This is a genomic window from Verrucomicrobiota bacterium, from assembly GCA_016871495.1.
In the GTDB taxonomy this organism is placed as follows: Bacteria; Verrucomicrobiota; Verrucomicrobiia; order Limisphaerales; family VHDF01; genus VHDF01.
The window spans coordinates 1-3,031 of the sequence record VHDF01000182.1 but is presented as its reverse complement, the minus strand read 5'-3'; the positions used below and the strand labels follow the sequence as shown (position 1 = coordinate 3,031).

At 61.2% G+C, this 3,031-nt stretch carries 3 protein-coding genes; all 3 read right to left on the bottom strand.

Annotated features, from left to right (window positions below):
• On the bottom strand, positions 1-1,061 hold a 1,061-nt coding region (locus FJ404_19630; protein MBM3825057.1), incomplete at its 3' end, for a glycosyl transferase family 2.
• Positions 1,062-1,138: 77 nt separating this feature from the next.
• Entirely contained in the window at positions 1,139-2,362 is a 1,224-nt protein-coding gene (locus tag FJ404_19625) for a glycosyl transferase (protein MBM3825056.1), read from the bottom strand.
• Positions 2,363-2,683: 321 nt separating this feature from the next.
• Entirely contained in the window at positions 2,684-2,998 is a 315-nt protein-coding gene (locus tag FJ404_19620) for a cytochrome c (GenBank protein MBM3825055.1), read from the bottom strand.
• Positions 2,999-3,031: the final 33 nt, after the last annotated feature.

The following is a 3,031-nucleotide window of genomic DNA, read 5'->3' as shown; positions in this document are numbered from 1 at the left end:
ACTTCTTCGGCCGGCATCGCCTCGATCTCACGAAGGAACGACGCCAGACGTCCCATGTAGAGCGGTGCGAGTGACGAAGTCACGTGCTCCCGTCGCCAGGGGTGATCCTTGAACGCGCATGCCAAATCGAAAATCACTCGCACCCACAAATCGTCGCGAAACTCGAACGGATTCGAGTTCACTGTCTTTCGGACTGCGCCAAGAGTCGTGCGTGAGAGCGCGATCCGCCAAACATCCTCCAGATCCCGTGCGCCTTGGCGGAAGGCCGCGATCATTGGTTCCACGTCGACCGGCCGTGGCTCTACGCTCATTTCCATGGGGCATCCGAAATGAGGAGCCGCCCGCGGCCCCGAACGGCACTGCCAGATGCGCTCCCACTCCAGCATCATCGTGAACAAACTCCCCGTCACGCGCCGCAGAGTTCCTACTAGATCGTTGCGGCGCCCTTGCGCATCGTGCGCCCTTTGGCCCAGGAAACTCTGACAAACCGCGAACTTCTCAGCGAGCGCAATGGTGGCGATCCAGATATCGGGTCCGTACTCGGGAACATGCTCCTCCCAGTCGGGACGGCTCAACAGCCGCTCAATCAGTCGTCTGGACATCGCAAACTCGCCGCCCACCTGCGGACGGAGCGTTGAGCCATACAACATGCGTGTCATCGGATAGACAAGCTGGTGAGTGATCGCGCCGTCGAACTTGTGGCGGTGGTACTCCGGAGCGACGAGATCGATATGGGCGAAGAGAACTGGCCGCACCAGGCTGTCCACCCATGCCGGTGAGATCGAGCGCACATCGGGATTCACGATGGCGCACGCTCGGGCGCCCAGCCGGGCGGCCACGTCGAGGATTAGCCGCAGACTGGCGCCTTCGCCGAAAGTCAGCAGGTGCTCCTCCCCGGCGCGTGCTGCCAGTACTTCTTGGCGCGTATTGTCCGTCGAACCTGCATCGACGTGGACCACCACCGACGTGAACTGAGGAAAGTACTGCCCAAGGCCGTCGAACACAGTGCGCACGACGCCGCGTATGGTGGACGCGTTGTTATGACTGGCGATGCCCACCACCAATTCCGCCTGGCGGAGGAATTCACCGGCGTGTTGTGCAGCGGGAAAGAATCCGTTCACATTCACAGCGCCACACCTCAGGCCGCGGCCGGCTGCCGCCCGTCTTTGGCGGCGGCATCCAGTAACAGGTCGAAATACTCCGGGATCGCCGCCAGCACGCGATTCCAGTTCGGAATTGGCGGCACGCCCAGCGGGTCTTCCAGGAACTCCTCGGCCGCGCGGCGCAGGCTCTTGGCGAACGTATTCACTGCAAGTTCCTCGGCGTGACGGTCGAACTTCAGTCCGTTCAGCATGGCGTCGGCGTAGTGCCGCGCGATTGTATCTTGCGCCATGCGTACGTACCGCACCTCCAGGCTCCGGAAATGCTCCGTGGTGAAGACCACGCCTTCCGACGCGACGGTCCGGAAGAGCGACTTCGCGATATCAGTCGCCATCTTCGACAGCCCCTTGCCCGGCTCGCCCGCCGACAGATCCTGATGCTTGTGCTCGTAGCTGTCCATCAAGTCCACCTGGCAAGTGCGCGCCACCGCGCAGTTGCGGTATACCTCGGCCAGTACGCCGACCTCCAACCCCCAGTCCGACGGAATCCGATTTACGCGCGCCAGATTCGCGTTCATCGCAAACTCGCCCGCCAGACCGTAGCGGAAGCTGTCAAGGAAGGTTAGGAACGAGGCGTTCGGCGCCATCCCCATCATCGACCGCACCAGTGGCGTGAAGAACAGCCGCGTCACGCGACCGTGCATCCGGTCGGTCACGCGTGCATAGAAGCCCTTGCAGAATTCGAAACCCAGATTCGGATGCACCACCGGATAGCAAAGCCGGGCCAGCAACTGCCGGTCGTAGTTCACAATGTCGCAATCGTGTAGCGCGATCACATCGCAATCGCCTGACGCAAGAATGTATCCGTAAGAGAGCCAGCAGGAACGCCCCTTGCCGTCCGGACCAGCCGACAATCCGCGCTCCTCCAGCATCTGAAACAGGCTTTGAATCCGGGCGCTTTCGATGTGGAGCACTGTAACCGGCGTATAGAAATCCTTGAACAGCGCCTGTACGCGCGCGAACTGATCGTTCGACGCCCGGCCTAGCGCCAGCACGATCCGCTGGAGATAACGGAGCTTCTGCAACTCACCAATGATGCGCTGCATCGCGGTGCTCTCGAACTCCGTCACTAGGGCGGGCAGCACCAGTCCGATAGGCTTGTTGCGCCCATAGCGCTCCAACTCCGCCTCCAACCGATCGACGCTATCCGCCTTCAGGCGATGGAGAGTGGGGACAATCCCGGTTTGATAAAAGTCCGCCATCGTTCTCTCAGGTTAGAGGCTCTTGGCGGGTTTCGGAATCACCTAATCACGTGATGCCGTGTGGATGCGGGATGATCACGCCCTGCGGAATTGAGCGTCCCCGAAAGCGCCGCGAGTTCGTGCTCCGTCACCAACTCTACCGAGGGCATCCTCGAGCGCCACGCCGTCGCCGCTCTGAACGCCCATCCGGCTCGCCAGCGCTTGAACTCGTTTGAAGGTCTCCTTCGTCCGCCGGATCGCTCCGAAGCCGTTCTTTCAAACACTGTCCAGGACGTTCCACCTTTCTCTCCGGCCGATAGGTGAGTTATAGCGGCTGCCGCTTCACGGCGATGCCTTCTGCAACTCGCGCACGTGCTGGACGAGCAGATGGATCTGATCTCTCGTCAGACCCTTCATCTCATATGCGTGACTGCTCTTGGATTTAGGCCCCTTGGCAATCGCATCCGCTAGCTGCTCGTCGGTCTGCTTCTTGCATTCACTGGTCAGCAAGCTGCTTCCTTTGAGGGCGGGCCTTCCAGCGCCGGTGGGGCCATGGCAGCTCGCACATCTGCTCTTGTAGAGGGCCTTGGCGTCCTCCGCCTGACCGAATGGGGCAAACACGAGTACCGCCAAGAAGGGAAGCACCACAGTCTTCATGGCTCGCCAATCCTCCAGTTCCGGCTTCAGTCT